We start from the raw sequence: 17,291 nt of genomic DNA, 5'->3' as shown, positions 1-17,291 counted from the left end.
TTGCTCCTGATGCCAAAGCGTAGTTTGTGACGAGTGATAGATGCCAAGTTATGCCCCCCAGCGGTAGCCCATGCCATAAACGGTGTTGATGCAATCAAATTCGGCGTCGAATTGAATGAATTTTTTCCGGATACGTTTGATATGGGAGGTAATCGTACTGTCATCAACCACAACTTGCGCTTCGTCCATTAAGTCGTGGCGGCTTTTTACATGCCCTGGTCGCTTGGCGAGGGCGTAGACCATCCAAAATTCAGTCACAGTGAGATCGATGAGGTTCTGGTTCCAGAAAACCTGCATTTTGTTCCGGTCGATAGTTAAAGGGCCGCGTTCGAGCAAGGTATCTTTTTCGGTCGGGGTCGACATCAGGTCACTACGGCGAAATAGTGCCGCAATTCGGGCAACGAGGTGCGGTAGGCTGATATCTTTGGTCAGGTAGTCGTCGGCACCCATACGCAAACCACACACGGTATCAAAATCACTATCACGGGCGGTTAGGAAGATGATTGGCACGGTGGCCGATAGAGCGCGCAAAGATTGGCAAAGGGTGAAACCACCGTCGATTTCGTCTTTCAGACCAATATCTATGATCGCCAAATCGGGGATCTGCTGTTGGAAGGCTGCCTGGGCGTCAGGGCGATTATCGTAGCCGACCACGTGGTAGCCTTGTTTGGTTAGGACATCGATGTAGTTTTCGCGGATCGCGGTTTCGTCTTCAACAATGGCAATTTTTTTCATAATGATAGTGTCGTTATATGGCTATATATCGCGACTATACAGCAATTTAGGTAGCTGGAAAGGGGGAGTGGGGCAAATAGGGTAATTGCCATTTTTTTGCCACAATTGATCACTACATTGCCTTTTTTTGTCCTCAGCATTGCCAGAAAGACTTGGTTTAATTACCTCATCGAAACGGCAGACAGCCAATACAACAAACAATATCGATGAGGAACACAAAATGAAAAAGCAGCTAATTTCTACACTTATCGCAACAAGCCTACTTATCTCTCCTTTGGCAAACGCAGCGTCAAACGATGATAGCTATAAGGTTGGCCAGCAAGAGCAACTAGTGGGTATTGGTTCTGGTGCAGCCGTGGGTGCCGCTGTCGGCGGTCCGCTAGGTGCGGTGGTCGGCGCGATGGTCGGCGGGATTGTCGGTACGGCAATCGGTCAGGACGACTACATTAAGGCCCAAGACGAAGAATTGGTAGAAGTGACCGCACGCAACCAGGAACTAGAACGTATTAGCCAGAAATATAATCAGGCTCAACTTGAAATTGCCCGCTTGGAACAAGAGCGCTACGAATTGCTCAATGAGCAACGCGATATTGAACTTGCACTGGAAATGAATGTGCATTTCCGTACGGGCTCTGAAGCTATTGAACCTATGTTCCAGTCACAGCTTGATGAGGTTGCGGAAATTATGAAGCATTCACCGGCGATTCGCTGGGAGCTGGCTGGATTTGCCGACCGTCGCGGTAGTGTTGATAAAAACCTTACTCTTTCAGAGCGTCGAGTTGCCGCTGTGCGCAACTACTTGGAACAGCAGGGTGTACCGGCTGATCAACTAACTACCGGTGCCTTTGGTGATAAGCAGCCGCTGGCTGGTGAGCAGAATTTTGAAAGTGATTTCTTTGACCGCCGCGTAACACTTCGTAGCTTGTCTGGCCATGTTCAGACTGCGCAGCAAAGCAATTAATCATTAATCCATTGTAGGTAGCACTGTTGTCAAATTTATGGTTAGCGCTGCGCATAGGCATGGCAGCGCAAACTTGAAGAGAAGGGTTTGAAAATATGGAACAGGCAAGCAAGCTGGCCCCTGAGGGGGCCTTTACCTGGGGTATGTCACTAATATTAGCCGTGATGATGACCATGCAAATTTCATTGAAGGGCGATGATATTACGGAACAACGTATCACCACGGTGGATGGACAGGTGATCTATGCATGGGGAGACAGTGAACTAGATATCGAGCAGCATATTCCACAGCCTCGCGCGCAGGAGGCGAATCATGGTTGAGCGACTTTTAGCGATTGTGCAGGCAAGTGGGATCAGTTTTGATAACGGGGAGTTTATACATCTGCTGCTGAAGCTCTCTGTCTTGCACTTCAGCTTGGTGTATTGCTAATAACCGGGAACACGACAGTCATCATGTACCCGGTTAAAGAGGGAGATGGCAGGTAAATGAATTACGCTGTCGTTGATGTTCCCTCAAGCACTTCACGCAAGCGGTCTTGAACCACTTGAACCAGCAGGTCTGGTTGGAATTTGGAAATAAAGCGGTTACAGCCGACTTTTTTCACCATGGCTTCGTTAAAGCTACCACTCAATGAGGTATTGAGCGCAATGTGCAAATCGCTCATTCGTGGATCATTGCGAATTTCATGGGTTAGCTTATAACCATCCATTTCGGGCATTTCAGCATCGGTGAACATCATCAGGATTTCATCATTGACGTTTTTGCCTTCATTACACCACTCTTTGAGTAGGTTTAGGGCTTTCAAGCCATCACTGGCTTCGATAACGTCTAACCCCAACTGGCCAAGCGTATCCCTGATTTGGGCACGGGCTGTTGAGGAGTCATCGACAATCAACACCTTGCGGCCATGAAAATGGTTGACGATCGTCGTATCGAGCACATCTTCAGAAATTTGAATATCGTAGTCGATAATTTCCGCGAGTACTTTTTCAACGTCAATAATGCTGACCAAGCGATCCACACCGTCACGGTTGAGCTTGGTAATCGCCGTCAAATAGTTATTGCGGCCTACATGTTTTGGTGGCGGCTGAATATCAGCCCAGGTCAGGTTCACGATGTTCATCACCTGCCCGACCATGAAAGCCTGCACAGAACGGTTGTATTCAGTGATAATGATGTTGCTGTCTTTGTCATCATCAAAATGACGCATCCCAATGGCTTGTCTCAGGTCAATCACAGGGATGGAGCTACCACGAATATTGGCAACACCACAAATATTGGGGTGGGAGCCCGGCAATAGATTCAGCTTAGGCAGTTTAACGACTTCTTTGACCTTAAAAACGTTAATGGCGAAAAGCTGCGAAGTATGGAGCTGGAAAATCAACAGCTCTAAGCGGTTCTCACCCACAAGCTGGGTACGCTGGTCCACTGAATCTAAGATTGTTGCCATTCTTTACTCATATCTATAACTTTTAGAATTATCAGCAAATTATAAATCCATCAGTGCAGCAAAGTCACGCCTCTAATGCATCTTGTTTATGCTTCAATTCTTTTTTAGCAATGGAAAAAAATAGTTGAAATGTCTCAAATCAAGGAATTTTATGCCGTGTATGGTAGGTTTGCCCGATAACTAAAAGATGATCGGCGAGTGAGGCATTGATAAAGCAGTGCTTTACGCCATTGTCCTGAGCATTGCACCATCCCCCCTGTTAAGGCTTGAACCTTAAAAGGAATAAATATTCGATATTGAAATAACGTGTTAAATCAATACACGGTGCAATGCCAGCAACAGAATGAGGCAACTATGAGTAATGTCACTATAGACGGGAAGGTGATTGCTGTTAATGGGCAGCAGACGATCCTGGATGTCGCAAACACACACCAAATTGAAATTCCATCATTGTGTGGATTGAACCGCAATGGTGAGAAAGTGCCTTGCGACCTGTGTATGGTTGAAGTTGAAGGGCAGGGCATGATGCGTGCCTGCGAGGCAAACGCCGATGCGGGGATGGTTATCCAGACGCAGAGCCAGTCACTGTCCGAGCACCGACGCAATGCGCTTAACCGCATTATGTCTGATCACTATGCCGACTGTGAGGCTCCGTGCCAAACGGCCTGTCCGGCAGGCGTTGATATTCAGTCCTACCTGTACCACATCGCCCAAAACGATCACCAAAAAGCCGTCGAAGTGATTAAGCGTACCCTGCCGATGCCGCTCTCTATCGGTCGTGTATGCCCGGCATTTTGTGAGTCGGAGTGTCGACGTGGCTTGGTTGATGAGCCTTTGGCTATTCGTCAGCTTAAACGTCATGCTGCGGATATCGATCTTGAGGCCCAAGAGCAGTACGTACCGCCACGTAAAGCAGATAAGGGCAAGAATATCGCCATTATCGGCAGTGGCCCTGGTGGCTTGAGCTGTGGTTACTACCTGAGTAACGAAGGTTACAACGTCACAGTTTTTGAATCGATGCCTAAAGCGGGTGGTTGGCTACGTTATGGTATTCCTGAATACCGTCTGCCAAAAGCGATTTTGGATAAAGAAATCGCGCTTATCTGTCGCAACGGGATGCAAATCAAGACCGAGCAGACACTGGGTCAGGATATTTTGCTGTCTGCTCTTACCAAGGATTACGACGCAGTTTGCCTTGCCGTCGGCGCATCCAAAGCCGTTGAAATGAACTATACCGGCAGTGATCTCGATGGTTGCTACCTAGGTGTTGATTACCTCAAAGATTATGTAACCGCCCAGAACTACACCACAGGCAAGAAAGTTGCCGTGATTGGTGGTGGTAATACCGCTATTGACTGTGCGCGCACAGCGGTACGCGCCGGTGCCGATACTACCTTGATTTACCGCCGTACCCGCGATGAAATGCCAGCCGAAGACTATGAAATTGTCGAAGCCGAGCACGAGGGGGTCAAGTTCCACTTCCTGACTAATCCGGTTGAAAACATTGCCGATGCAAACGGCCGTGTTACCGAGGTGAAGTTGGAAATCATGGCGCTGGGTGAGCCTGATGCCTCTGGCCGTCGCCGTCCAGAAGCGACGGGCGAATACTTTACCGAGCATTTTGATACGGTAATTTCAGCTGTTTCCCAACAACCGGACTTGTCATTCCTCGATAACGACAATGTAGAGCTGCCGCTGACTCGCTGGTCGACGTCTGAATCTAACCCGCATACCATGCATGCGGGTGTTGATAATATTTTCAGTATCGGTGATTTCCGTCGCGGCCCGGCAACGGCGATCGAGGCAGTGGCTGATGGCCGTATTGCTGCCGAAGCGATTGATCGTTTCCTGCATGGCACGATGGAGCACATTCCAGTTAAGCAATTTAACTCGCAGAAGGCCAAGAAAGTTAAGCAGGTTGATCCGGCCCAGTTTGCAGGGATCCAGAAGGCGATGCGTGCCATCATGCCTGAGCTGACTACCGAGCAACGCGCGTTGAACTTTAGCGAAGTGGAAACGGGTTTTGTAAACGAAGAGGCAATGCGCGAAGCGGCACGTTGTCTGGAGTGTGGCTGTCAGGCCAATACCGACTGTAAGCTGCGTGACTTTGCGACCGAGTATCAGGCGGAGCAACAACCGGAAGACATGGCGGAGTGCCAGAAATTTGCGGTTGATACCAGTTCTGAATTTATCGTTTTTGATGCCAACCGCTGTATCAGTTGTGGTCAGTGTGTTGATATCTGTAACGAAAAAGCGGTACAGGGTGTATTGAGCTTCCTGAAAAACGAAGACGGTACCAGTGCCAAGCGCCCGGAATGCCGTCCGGGGTTTGCCGATAGCAAACTGATGGGCGATTCCAACTGTGTGCAGTGTGGGGCATGTGTTCAGGTATGTCCGACCGGTGCGCTGGTGGATGCCCGCGATAAATCGCAGGGCCGTATCGAGATGCTCAAGCCTGTCGATACCATCTGTACCTACTGTGGTGTTGGTTGTAAGGTGACGATGTTTGTTGACGAATCAACAAACAAGATCCGCTATGTACAAGGCGCCAAAGACTCACCGGTAAACCAAGGTATGCTGTGTGTGAAAGGGCGTTTTGGTTTTGACTTTATCCAGAGCGAGCAGCGCTTGACCCAGCCGTTGATCCGCAAAAACGGCAAGCTCGAGCCAGCAAGCTGGGATGAGGCGATTGCGCTGGTTGCCGATAAGTTCTCAGGCATCAAGGCTGCCCACGGCGGTAATGCGCTGGCGGGTTTCTCGTCTGCCAAGACAACCAACGAAGATAACTTCGCGTTTCAGAAATTTGTGCGCCGTGAATTGGGAACGAACAACCTCGATCACTGTGCTCGCCTGTGTCACTCCACCACGGTAACGGGGCTGGAAGCGTCACTGGGTAGCGGGGCAATGACCAACGACATTCCGAGTATTGCCCATTCGGATCTGATTTTTATTATTGGTTCTGATACAACGGCGGCTCACCCGATTATTGCCTCGCATATCAAACAAGCGGTTCGCAGTGGTAAGGCACGCTTGGTTGTTGCCGATCCGAAGCGGGTGGGAATTGCCGACCACGCCCAGCTGTATGTGGCCCATCGTCCCGGTAGTGATGTGATGCTGATCAATGGCTTGATGCAGCAAATCATTAAGAACGGCTGGCAGGATGACGCGTATATTGCCGAGCGTGTGAATGGCTTTGACGTGCTGGAAGCCGAAGTTATGCGTGAGGATTACTCTCCGGCCAATGTTGAGTTGGTAACTGGCGTCAAGCAGGCTGACTTGTTGAAGATGGCCGAAATGATCGGTACGGCGCAGCGTACCGCTGTGTACTATTCAATGGGTATCACTCAGCATACAACAGGCCACGATAATGTTCGATCCATTGCCAACTTGCAGATGCTCTGCGGCAATATTGGTATCGAAGGCGGGGGTATTAATCCGCTTCGCGGTCAGTCTAACGTGCAAGGTGCCTGTGATATGGGTGCCTTGCCGACGGACTTCCCGGGTTACCAGAAGGTTTACAACCCTGAAGCCCACCAGAAATTTGCCAAGGCATGGGATCGACCAGAGCTGCCGGCAGAGAAAGGTTTGACCCTGACAGAAATCATGGATGCGGCCTGCAAGGGCGAGGTGCGTGGTTTGTATGTGATGGGCGAGAACCCGGTACTGAGTGATCCTGATCAGCACCACGTGCTGGAAGCGATCGATACCCTCGATTTCATGGTGGTTCAAGATATCTTCATGACCGAGACTGCTCAGTTGGCCGATGTGGTACTACCATCCTTCTCGTTTGCTGAGAAATCAGGTCACTTCACCAATACCGAACGTCGTGTACAGCGTCTTTCTCCGGCTGTTAAGGCGCCGGGTGAGGCCAAAGAAGATTGGCAGATCATTCAGATGATCGCCAATGCGATGGGCAGTGACTGGGCTTACGATTGTGTTCAGGCGATCACGAAAGAGATCACCGAGCTGACGCCGCAGTATGCCGGTATCACATGGGACCGCGTGGGTCGCGATGGTATTCAATGGCCATGCCGTGATGCGGAGCATCCGGGAACCCGGATTATGCATCAAGACACCTTTATTCGTGGTAAAGGTGAAATGGCGGCGGTTCCGTTCCGTTATGCCGCTGAGCTACCGGATGAGCAGTATCCGATGATTCTGACTACTGGTCGTCTGTTGGAACAGTTCCATACGGGAACCATGACGCGTAAGACGAAAGGGTTGGATAACCTTGCTGGCCCGCGCGCCATGATCTCGGTGGTAGATGCTGAGAAACTGGGTGTGGGCAATGGTGAGATGGTTCGGGTTTCGACCCGCCGCGGCAGTATTGAAACGCCAGCGTTTGTGACCAAGCGAATGCAGCCGGGTGTTGTTTTCGTACCATTCCATTTTGTGGAAGCGGCTGCGAACAAGCTGACGAATACGGCGACGGATCCAAATGCCAAGATCCCTGAGTTCAAAGTGGCAGCGGTGAAACTTGAAAAGGTGATGGCAGAAGCTGACGCCTGAGCATAATACCAACAGGAGACATCTCGTTTCCTGATTGTTAGCTGGAAGCCGCCTTCTCTCACTACGTTTAGTAGGAGGGAAGGCGGCTTTTTTTATGGTTAATAAAACACCAGTTAGGTGGCTGTGCGCTAGATCTGTCTCACATTTTGGAGGATTCTGTAGTTATTGGCTAAATTCGATATTTAATTCTATAACCAACCGAAATCACTACCGAATCTAGTTGTTCGTTTGCCGTTATAGTTGAAAACTTAGATTTATAGATTGGAATATTCTGATTTGGCATCATTTGTTACAAAATGATAGTAAATTTGAGATTTGCAGCATAAAAATAGATATCGGTCTAGTTTCAATAGTTTATGTTGATGCAGATTGTAAATGAATGAATCAAAACGTTAATGTTTCATTTTTGTGAAATGGCAGGGGTAGATAAAGAGGCGCTTTGGTGGGAAAATAAGATTGCAAATTTGATTCGTGCTGAAGGGATGCATTTCTTATTTTCTTGCGAGGTCATTATGAAATTAGGGCTTATTCTTCTTCTTTCAAGCTTGGCGGGTGTGCTTTCCGGTGAACATTTTCACTCTTTTATGGCAGGTTTTGGTATAGCTGCCATTGCGGTTGGTACGGCTTACTGGTTGGCGTTTCGCTGCTCAACGCGCTATCCACAACTGGCACTATTGATGTTGCTGATGGGGTTGATGGCCAAGATCGGTGTGACAATTACCGGTGTGATGTGGGGGCTTGAGGCTAACCTGATTAATTCGCCGTTTGTCTTCTCCTTGTCATACTTGTTCTTCTCCATTGTTGTGACTTACCTTTACTCAAGGCTACGTGAGTTCCAAATGGCTCGTGCCACCGAGAAGAGCGATATCTCTCACACAATAATCAAATCTAAAACTGCATAAAACCGCGCAGTTTAGTATCGCGAAAGATCCAAGAAACGGGCCTATATGGCCCGTTTTTTATGCCTGTCATCCAGCCGTTTCCTATTTTCACGGTCAGTGTCGTTCTTGTGTCAATCTCGATGGCTTGACGGCGATAGCAAGTCAAACAAAGGGGCAGCCTAAGTTCTGATAATTGCCGATCCTGATGTGTTGGTATTCATGGAATCGTGTTGATTTTATTTGTGTTGTTTGTCGCTAAGCAGGGATAGGTTAAAATAGGAAGTAAGATTCTAGGATAGAAAAAATAGGTTTCCCCTTTTTATGAGCGGCCCAAGGTTAAAAGCCCAGTTCCAACGTCTTTACACTCACTTCTCCGGTCAGGATTCTGAGACCAATTTGCAAGACATTGCCGAGGTATTGTTCTGTACCCGCCGTAACGTTCGTATGGTCATTAATAAAATGGTCGAAAAGGGGTGGATCGACTGGCAGCCTGCCGTTGGACGCGGTAAGCAATCCAGCCTTGTTTTTTTGAGCACAGATTTAGAGTTACAGCAAAACCACGCAAGAAAACTGGTTGCAGAAGGCAAGCTTGAACCTGCATTGGAAGCGCTAGGCAATAATGCCGATAAACTTGCGCAGCTGATCCAGGAACAATTGGGTCATACAACCGCTCACGGCAAGCAGATTGTCCGCCTGCCGTATTATCGTGCTTTTACCAATCTTAACCCGTTGCAGCCCCTGCGACGTTCTGAGCAGCATCTTGTTAGGCAGATATTTAACGGCCTGACCCGTATCAATGAGGGAAGCGAGGAGGTAGAAGGTGATCTGGCCCATCATTGGGAGGCTCTCACTCCCCGTCACTGGCGGTTCTATATTCGCCCGTCGGTGCGTTTCCATGACGGCCGGTTGCTGGCAAGCTCGGATATAATCGCAACGTTCAATCAGGTTAAGACCCACCGTTTGTTCCGCCATATTGAGTCTATCGAAGCGCCGTATAGCAACACGATTGATTTTCATCTGGAGTACGATGACTTCCGCTTCCCTGACTTGCTGGCAAATCTTATTGCGATGGTTCAACCTGCCGATGTGGATTTTGCCAATAAGAATGAGCTGTTTCCGGTCGGTACCGGGCCTTATCGTGTGATACAAAACGATAGCAAGCGGTTCAAATTGGAAGCTTTCGATCAGTATTTTGGATTTCGAGCTCTCATTGATGTTGTTGATATTTGGATGCTCTCTGAAGTGGCGTCATGTTACCTGCAGCCAGCGTCAGATATTACACAGGTTGCTGGGGTCAGCGTATCGAGCCGGTTGAAGCTCGACGAGGGTTGTAACTACCTACTGTTCAACCGAATCTCTGGTTTACCGGCGCAAAGTGAGTGGCTTCACTATTTCCAGTCTCGCCTTAATGCTTTAAGCATATTGCAACGCCTGAACAAAGAGCAGATAGGGGATTTTCGCCTGACCAATGCTTACGGTATTTTGCCTGGTTGGGCACATGTTCCGTTGCAGTCCCTTAATGCCGCGATCCCCGCTAAACTCAAAACCGTTACGATTGCTTTTGCCAGTCAGCATCCGGTGTATCCGCATGTGGCCGAGGCCATACGCGATATACTGGCTCAAGATGGGATTAAGTTGAGAATGATGGAGCTTGCCACGACAGATATTGCGCAAGGCAAGTATGCCGACAAGATTGATTTCTGGCTGGGGGGGACAAGCCTTCTGAACTACCGGGATGATGCGTTGCTGTCATGGTTTTTTAGTTTTGATCATATTCAACGGGCGATGCCTGAGATTGAATTTGCAGATTTGGAAGCGATGGTCGTTAGCTGGCGTAGGGATAAATCAGAGCTCTCACCATGCCAGCAGCTCGGGGCCAAGCTGGTGGAGTATGGCCAGGTACTGCCATTGTTCCATAACTGGCTTGGCGTTGATGATACCGGAGCCGTACAGGGGATGCAGTCAAACTCTATGGGATGGTTTGACTTTAAGTCGGTATGGATGCGACCGGAACATAACGACTAGGCAATATTGGATGAATCGATAAAGGCACTCCTTGGGAGTGCCTTGTCGTTTTCTATTAGCTATGAAGCGAGGTGCTTGAGACTGAGCGATAGAATTGATTATACCTGCTCAGTTAAATACCCCACGCATGCATCCTTGGCTCGGTCATTGGTGACGATATTTTCGTTGTCCCGTAATTCCAAATAAATTGAGACACAGTGCATTAGTGCTGATTTGAGTGAATCACGTTCAGGCATTGCGACGGTGTGAAGTAGCTTGTTGGCAAATGCCGGTAGCCTCTTTTCGATAGTCCTCACGCCGGATGGTGTTAACCCTGCTTGTTTAAGTGCCAGAGGAGAAAGGACATTGAAGCGAAGAAAAGACAGAAATTCCAAGGCTTCGAAATACTCACCACGCGCAATTTTAGCCGCAGCGTAATGAGTCCAGATCCACATACGGTCTTCGATCCATTGCGGGTCGGGTTGAGGGTACTGAGGGGTAGCCGTTGCAAATACATCACTAAGTAGCGAGCCTCGTTCCCAAATTACCTGAGTATCGTCTACACGTGTTGCTGCGTCAGGCAAAGAGACAAATTTGAAATCGACATGTACCAGTTCTTTATTATCAAAGATAGAGATAATGAGTCGAGGTTCACCGACATGCTCCCCAGTGAAGGCCGCCAGTATGTTTTCAAATTGCTTTAGTATTTCAAAACGCTGTGCCATGACTTCTTGGTAGAACACCGGATCTATCGCGATAACAATGTCTAAATCGCTGTATTGATCCATGGTATCCGAGGCATACGAACCACTACAGCCAATACCGCATAGTCGGTGATCTTGTGACAGGCTCTGCACAATATGCTCAAGAAGTGACTGATGGGAAGATGGCAGAGATTTGGGAAACTTCATATTTTACCTTTCTTTAACAGTTAAAGCTGCTGCAACAGCTAGTGCGGTAAAATTAACGCAGCATTATAGAGTCGTGATTTATTTTATTTTTGTCAATACTTTTGAGAGGTTGACGATGATGTTTTCAGGCTTTAAAGGCGGGGGAGTTTGATAATCTGCCAGCTTTCAAATAGAAACTGACAGATTATATTTGATCGGCATGTGAATAAGGGACTAGTGAGTAGCTGAATCAGTTGTGGTCTTTTCCGGCTCCCAGTTCTGCTCGGTGAACCATTTATTTACAGGTCGCCAGACTGAATCGATAGCGGTTTTATACCAAGGGGCTTCGACGGATGCCTCTTTGGCCAGCAAAGCGCGTTCTGCGATAATTTCATCGTTGAGATACCATTCGACTCGTCCCACGGGCTGGCCTATTTCGACGGGGGCTTCGAGATCATGGTTGTAATAAATCTTGTGTTCAATCTGCTTGCGCTGACGACGCGGGACCGTGATGACTCCACCGTCTTCCAAGGTCAGGTTAATGGCGGAGGGAGAGCCGTACCATACTTTAAGCGGGGCGAGTTCCTTGCCACTGAACTGTGGTTCGATATCCTGATAGAAGCGAAAGCCCCAAGTTAGCAGCTTTTTACTTTCCGTCCTTCGTGTGGTTGCACTCTTGGTTCCCAAGACAACAGCGATCAGGCGTTCCCCGTTTTGCTCGGCAGAAGAGACCAAGCTATAGCCGGCCTGTTTGGTATATCCTGTTTTGACCCCATCAACATTGATGGTGGTATCCCAGAGTAAAGCGTTACGGTTGCCTTGTTTGATTTTACCGAAGGTAAAGGTTTTTTCCTTGAATAGGGGATAAATAGTCGGCAGATCCTGAATGAGCGCGCGGGTAAGCAAGGCAATATCATAAGCGGTTGTGGCTTGCTCGTCGGCATCCAGCCCGTGAGGGTTGGTGAAGTAACTATTGTCCATGCCGAGGCGTTCGGCGTGGCGGTTCATCATTTCTACAAAGGCCGATTGGTGGCCTGCAACATGTTCAGCCAGCGCAACGGTCGCATCGTTGCCCGATGAGACGATGACCCCGTGGTTGAGATGTTTGACGCTGACTTCGTCACCCACGTTTAAAAACATTTTGGACGAACCAGGAAATTTTTTCCCCCAGGCGTTCTCACTAATGACAACCAGATCCTCATCGTGGATATGGCCAGATTCTAATTCTCTGCCCACCACGTAGGTGGTCATGATTTTTACCAAACTGGCTGGGGCATGGGGTTTATGGATATTGTCCCCAGCGATAACCTGACCTGATTCATAGCTCATTAATAGCCATGCTTCCGCTGCGATTTCTGGTTGGGTCGGCAAGGGTTCTGCGTGGGTGTGATCAACAGAAAGAAGGGTTACGGTACTGATGATAAAGAGCTGACAGACTCTCACTAAGGATGTTATTGGCATGAAATTGAACCCCTTATTACCTCATGGCTGCATCTATTAGCTTAGTAAAAAATTTTTATTTAGGATTAATCTGATAGTAAGAAATTGACAGAATCTTTGAGCGTAATACACGCTATGCCGCTGTAGGGGATCGCTCATAGTGTGAGAGTTCGTAGCGTGGGATCTCGCGATTAGGTCGTAAAGTGGGATGTGCTAGCAATGAGTAAAGGCGGCTTAATACAGTAAACCGCCATCGTTTTATAGCGATGTTGGTTGCGTTATCTTTGCTGTACGGGGGCAGTTTCGTAAGCCAAGTTTTTGTGTTGCTGTCCTTGCATAAACCGTACATGCAGTTCGATTAACGATTCGCTTTCTGTCTGCCAGTGCGGGTCTGGTTGGTGCTGGCAGAATTCGAGCATGTTGACGATCATTCGATCGAGTTTTTTTATCCCCCAACGCTTTATGGCCGGGTCTTGCAAGGGATCACTCACAATGGCCTGCAATTTACTGTAGGCAAATTGCAGGTAGTTATAGGAAAGATCCCACTCACCTGAGTGTCGAAAATAACAGCTAAGACGTTGGCACACATCAAACCAATAGGCGATAGCCTCTCGGTGCGGTTCTGATTCAATGTTGCCAAAAAGAGAGCTTGGCGCATGGTTGATAATCTGGCGCAACGCGTCAACATGGGATTCGTTGCTGTCAGCTGCGGCCTTTGCATAGCACTCTTGGACTTGTGTTAACCAACACTCGATGGTGATCATGCGACGGCTTCCTCCTTCCACGACAATGCAAAATGGTTGCTGTTGACTTTGATTACCTTATCAGACGGCTGTAAGCTCAATGCGCGAATTTTATCGGCACTTACTGAATAGTTTGGTTCACTCTCGATCAGATTGGCAAAAGGAAGATCGGGATCTGGCACTGCAGAAATGAGAAGTCGAGTATACGGATGGGTTGGATTACGCAGGATTTCGCGGGTATCCCCCCATTCGACGATTCGCCCCCTGTACATAACGGCTGTTTCTTCGGCGATATAGTGGGCCGTTGCCAGATCATGAGTAATATATAGAAAGCCGATGTCCATTTTTTCTTTCATTTCTTGCATTAAGTTGAGCACCCCCAGACGAATAGAGACATCAAGCATTGAGGTGGGCTCGTCAGCCAAAATGACTTCGGCACCGACGGCAATGGCTCTGGCTAGGTTGATCCGCTGGCGCTGGCCACCGCTTAGTTGATGGGGGTATTTGGCGAGGTGCTCACTCGGTAGTTCTACCAAGTTGAGGAGCTCTTCCAGTTTGGCTGGGATCTCGCTTTTGTTGCTGACTCGGTTGTGGATCAAAAGTGGTCGGGTTAGGTGGTGGGCAATGGTATGGGTTGGGTTTAGGGAGCCGAACGGGTCTTGAAATACCATCTGTACCTTGCCACGGTAATCGAGCATGGCTTTGCGGCCCTTGAGCTCTTCTATATTCTGGCCCTTAAAGAGGATCTCTCCTGATGACGGGCTGTGAACCTTGGTGATTAACCGGGCACAGGTGCTTTTGCCACATCCTGATTCGCCAACCAATGCCAGTGTTCGGCCTTTGTAGAGTTTTAAGCTGATGTTATTGAGGGCGCGGAATGTATCGCGGCTGCCAAATCCGCCGCCGGCGGTAAAATCCTTGATGACATTGCGCAATTCTATGGTTGGGGTGCCTAGGTTTTGAATTGTCATGCGGTCACATCCTCGCTGATACTGACATGGTGGGCTTCTTCGTGAATATTGGGGAATGAGGCCCACAGTTTTTGGGTGTAAGGGTGTTGTGGGTTATTGCGGATCTCATGGGCTGTATTGACTTCGACAATGTTGCCGTGGCGCATAACGGCGATTCGATGGCAAAGTTGGCTCATTAATGCCAGATCATGAGTGATGAAAAGAACCGAGAACCCAAACTCTTTTTGCAGGGTGAAGATCTGTTGCAAAATCTCACGCTGTACCACGACATCAAGTGCGGTGGTAGGTTCGTCCATGATGATTAGCTTGGGGTTGAGGCTTAATGCGATGGCGATAACCAGTCTCTGACGCATGCCACCACTGAACTGGTGCGGGTATTCACTGAGCCTTTCGCGTGGGATATTGACCAAATCCAACAGCTTTTCTGCACGCTCCTTGGCTTGTTGGCGGGTATAGCCGAGGTGGTGGCGCATCACATCGGCAAACTGCTCTTCGACAGGCAGAACGGGGTTGAGAGAGTTCATGGCACTTTGGAAGACCATCGCGATGTCTTTCCAGCGAACAACCCCCATTTGTTGCTCGGTCAAAGCCAGAAGATTGTTTTTTTGGAAAAGGATTTGCCCGTGAGTGATGAGCGCTGGTGGCTTATGAAGGCGGTTTATCGCGAAAGCGATGGTACTTTTTCCACAGCCTGACTCACCAGCCAGACCGAAAATTTCGCCTTTTCCGATATCAAAGCTGACCCGCTTGACAGCCTGAAAGTCACCGTTGTCGGTGATGTATGTAACTTCGAGATCTTTTATTTGAATGATTGGATCGGGATGAAACGCCTGCTCCATTGGTTTTCTCCAACAAAAGTTAATTCATAATGCAAATTATTATCATTTATATTTATATGTAAGGGGTGATGATCAAAAAAGAGAGTGAACTAACAAAAATAGCTCGCGTGTTTCATCAAATTACGGGTAGATCCATGTCGGCTTGTGCTTACGCATACAACTTGTTAACACAATGTTGATTTGTTTGTTATCTTACAAGGGGGTATTCAATACCTTTATGGGATGAAGATATCCAAGCTATCTCAAGATGCGCGAGCAAGTATCTTAAGTTAGCTTGGCGAGAAACATTTACTCAGGGAGTTGAGGGAAGAATGAATAAATTACAAGGAGGCTTACCGTATGTGGCAATGTTGCTTGTACTCTTTGCTAGCAGTGCTGCCAATGCTGCTGTGCCGGGTGAAGATTTAACTCAGTCCACTATCGGTTATGCCTCATTGGTTATTTTTGGGATCGCATATTGTCTGGTTATGGGGGAAGAATACTTACAATTACGTAAGTCAAAGCCTGTACTGCTGGCTGCTGGTTTGATTTGGTTGATGATAGGCTATGTTTACCAGCAGCAAGGAAACATAGAGGTGGCCCAAGCTGCCCTTGAACATAATTTGTTGGAGTATGCAGAACTGTTATTGTTCCTGCTGGTGGCGATGACCTATATCAGTGCGATGGAGGAGCGGCGCTTATTTGATGCTCTGCAGGCGTGGATGGTTAGCAAAGGATTTAATTTCCGCAGTCTGTTTTGGTTAACAGGAATTCTGTCATTTATTATCTCGCCCATTGCCGATAACTTAACCACCGCATTGCTTATGTGTGCGGTGGTAATGAAAGTAGGGGGGAGCAATCTTCGCTTTATCAATATTGCTTGCGTCAATATTGTTATTGCAGCCAACGCAGGTGGCGCATTTAGTCCATTTGGTGATATTACCACCTTGATGGTATGGCAGGCAGGGTTGGTGACATTTACACAGTTCCTCGACTTATTTATACCATCGCTGGTGAATTATCTTGTTCCTGCCTTGATTATGTCTTTCTTTGTTCCTCGTACCCGCCCGAATACAACCAATGAGCATGTGGAACTCAAACGAGGGGCTCGCCGTATCGTTTGTTTGTTTATATTAACCATTGCGACAGCGGTTGGGTTCCATGCCTGGGTGCATTTCCCGCCAGTAATGGGAATGATGATGGGACTAGCGTATTTGCAATTCTTTGGTTTTTTCCTTCGCAAGACGTTGCCTTCGTCGCTGGAGAAGAAAAAGGCTGTTGCTATCGCCAACAATGATGAAGCTGCACTGAAGAGAATTGGCTCGGTGGTACCGTTTGATGTATTTAAACGAGTTTCACATGCAGAATGGGACACCCTGTTGTTCTTTTACGGGGTGGTGATGTGCGTTGGCGGTTTGAGTTTGCTGGGCTATCTCGGCGTTGTTTCCGATATTATGTATACCCAGTGGAATCCGGTGTGGGCCAATATCATGGTCGGCATATTATCTGCCATTGTTGATAATATTCCGGTGATGTTTGCGGTGTTGACCATGCAGCCTGAACTCAGTTTGGGTAACTGGCTACTGGTGACATTAACGGCAGGGGTCGGCGGTAGCTTGCTCTCGATTGGTTCGGCGGCAGGAGTGGCCTTAATGGGTGCTGCGCATGGCAAATATACCTTTTTCGGCCACTTGAAGTGGACACCGGTGATCGCTCTCGGCTATGTCGCCAGTATTGTTTGTCATTTACTGTTAAACCATCATCTATTCTGATGCTGCTGGAAAAATCGCCATGCAGTTGATGGTTAACCTATTGAAAGTGTGGCTAATATCACTAATAGAAAGCAAATGTCCAGCCCGGTAACCGCCGGGCTTTTTTTCATCGGTATA

General features: G+C 48.2%; 13 protein-coding genes. 6 read left to right on the top strand and 7 right to left on the bottom strand.

Translation table 11 applies throughout. The features are described 5' to 3' along the window. Positions 1 to 48: 48 nt before the first annotated feature. A complete protein-coding gene (gene pdsR, locus ACSF8X_RS19915; protein ID WP_500851205.1) occupies positions 49 to 735 on the bottom strand; it encodes a proteobacterial dedicated sortase system response regulator in 687 nt (228 codons plus the stop codon). Between the two features lie 220 nt (positions 736 to 955). Here pdsR and pdsO point away from each other — a divergent pair, with 220 nt between their 5' ends. Both pdsO and ACSF8X_RS19905 read left to right on the top strand, forming a co-directional pair. After that, positions 956 to 1,696: a sortase-associated OmpA-like protein PdsO gene (gene pdsO / locus ACSF8X_RS19910; protein WP_047880686.1), complete on the top strand. Its 741-nt coding sequence runs from the start codon at positions 956 to 958 to the stop codon at positions 1,694 to 1,696. Positions 1,697 to 1,791: 95 nt separating this feature from the next. Then, a complete protein-coding gene (locus tag ACSF8X_RS19905) occupies positions 1,792 to 2,016 on the top strand; it encodes a hypothetical protein (protein ID WP_047880685.1) in 225 nt (74 codons plus the stop codon). 170 nt (positions 2,017 to 2,186) lie between these two features. Here the strand turns inward: ACSF8X_RS19905 and ACSF8X_RS19900 are convergent, their stop codons facing one another. Beyond that, positions 2,187 to 3,146, bottom strand: coding sequence for a chemotaxis protein CheV (locus ACSF8X_RS19900; RefSeq protein ID WP_047880684.1), 960 nt, complete (start codon positions 3,144 to 3,146; stop codon positions 2,187 to 2,189). Between the two features lie 354 nt (positions 3,147 to 3,500). Here ACSF8X_RS19900 and fdhF point away from each other — a divergent pair, with 354 nt between their 5' ends. The 3 genes from fdhF (at position 3,501) to sgrR (ending at position 10,561) form a co-directional block, all read left to right on the top strand. Beyond that, the gene (gene fdhF, locus ACSF8X_RS19895; protein ID WP_500851204.1) at positions 3,501 to 7,655 is read left to right on the top strand and encodes a formate dehydrogenase subunit alpha; all 4,155 of its coding nucleotides are present in this window, start codon (positions 3,501 to 3,503) and stop codon (positions 7,653 to 7,655) included. Positions 7,656 to 8,167: 512 nt separating this feature from the next. Further along, positions 8,168 to 8,557 (top strand): hypothetical protein, encoded by a 390-nt coding sequence (locus tag ACSF8X_RS19890; RefSeq protein WP_047880713.1) that lies wholly within the window; start codon positions 8,168 to 8,170, stop codon positions 8,555 to 8,557. Positions 8,558 to 8,857: 300 nt separating this feature from the next. Then, a complete protein-coding gene (sgrR, locus tag ACSF8X_RS19885; RefSeq protein ID WP_047880682.1) occupies positions 8,858 to 10,561 on the top strand; it encodes an HTH-type transcriptional regulator SgrR in 1,704 nt (567 codons plus the stop codon). 98 nt (positions 10,562 to 10,659) lie between these two features. On the opposite strand, the gene ACSF8X_RS19880 is transcribed toward sgrR, so the two are convergent. The 5 genes from ACSF8X_RS19880 to ACSF8X_RS19860 all read right to left on the bottom strand — a co-directional run bounded on the left by ACSF8X_RS19880 (position 10,660) and on the right by ACSF8X_RS19860 (position 15,423). After that, the gene (locus ACSF8X_RS19880) at positions 10,660 to 11,451 is read right to left on the bottom strand and encodes a nucleotidyltransferase domain-containing protein (RefSeq protein WP_500851203.1); all 792 of its coding nucleotides are present in this window, start codon (positions 11,449 to 11,451) and stop codon (positions 10,660 to 10,662) included. 213 nt (positions 11,452 to 11,664) lie between these two features. After that, the gene (locus tag ACSF8X_RS19875) at positions 11,665 to 12,891 is read right to left on the bottom strand and encodes a D-alanyl-D-alanine carboxypeptidase family protein (RefSeq protein WP_053062585.1); all 1,227 of its coding nucleotides are present in this window, start codon (positions 12,889 to 12,891) and stop codon (positions 11,665 to 11,667) included. 257 nt (positions 12,892 to 13,148) lie between these two features. After that, complete coding sequence (locus ACSF8X_RS19870; RefSeq protein ID WP_500851202.1) at positions 13,149 to 13,634, bottom strand: DUF2753 family protein; 486 nt, start codon at positions 13,632 to 13,634, stop codon at positions 13,149 to 13,151. Then, the gene (locus ACSF8X_RS19865; RefSeq protein WP_500851201.1) at positions 13,631 to 14,584 is read right to left on the bottom strand and encodes an ABC transporter ATP-binding protein; all 954 of its coding nucleotides are present in this window, start codon (positions 14,582 to 14,584) and stop codon (positions 13,631 to 13,633) included. The genes ACSF8X_RS19870 and ACSF8X_RS19865 overlap by 4 nt, the downstream gene beginning before the upstream one ends. Next, positions 14,581 to 15,423: an ABC transporter ATP-binding protein gene (locus ACSF8X_RS19860; protein WP_047880678.1), complete on the bottom strand. Its 843-nt coding sequence runs from the start codon at positions 15,421 to 15,423 to the stop codon at positions 14,581 to 14,583. The genes ACSF8X_RS19865 and ACSF8X_RS19860 overlap by 4 nt, the downstream gene beginning before the upstream one ends. Before the next feature lie 347 nt (positions 15,424 to 15,770). Between ACSF8X_RS19860 and nhaD the strand changes: the two genes are divergently transcribed. Then, positions 15,771 to 17,174 carry a sodium:proton antiporter NhaD gene (nhaD, locus tag ACSF8X_RS19855; protein ID WP_500852132.1) on the top strand — a complete coding sequence of 468 codons (1,404 nt, stop codon included), beginning with the start codon at positions 15,771 to 15,773 and terminating at the stop codon, positions 17,172 to 17,174. Positions 17,175 to 17,291: the final 117 nt, after the last annotated feature.

The organism is Photobacterium panuliri, assembly GCF_059920555.1.
Note: the sequence above shows the minus strand (reverse complement) of the source record. Positions and strands in the feature narration are given on the sequence as shown.